General features: G+C 49.5%; 1 pseudogene. It reads right to left on the bottom strand.

Annotated features, from left to right (window positions below):
- Window positions 1-273: pseudogene (locus SB725_RS31245) on the bottom strand (alanine dehydrogenase); the annotation flags it as partial.

Below are 273 nucleotides of genomic sequence, written 5' to 3'. Positions count from 1 at the left end.
CTAGCCGCTTCTTCCGGACCGTGCTCTGCAATCGACTGAATATGGGAAAAGACAGATGCAGCATAGGCAATGGATGTCGTGTGAGGTGCGGCACCAGGAATATTGTCCACACCGAAGTGAATGACGTCATCCACCACATAAGTAGGTTGATCATAGGTAGTCGGACGATAGGTTTCGATGGCTCCCCCTACATCGGCACTAATGTCTACGATTACTGATTTTTTTCGCATCAGCTTGAGCATCTCGCGGGTAATCAAATGATCGCTGCGATGC

This window comes from Pseudomonas sp. SIMBA_041 (genome assembly GCF_046535095.1).
In the GTDB taxonomy this organism is placed as follows: domain Bacteria; phylum Pseudomonadota; class Gammaproteobacteria; order Pseudomonadales; family Pseudomonadaceae; genus Aquipseudomonas; species Aquipseudomonas mucoides.
Note: the sequence above shows the minus strand (reverse complement) of the source record. Positions and strands in the feature narration are given on the sequence as shown.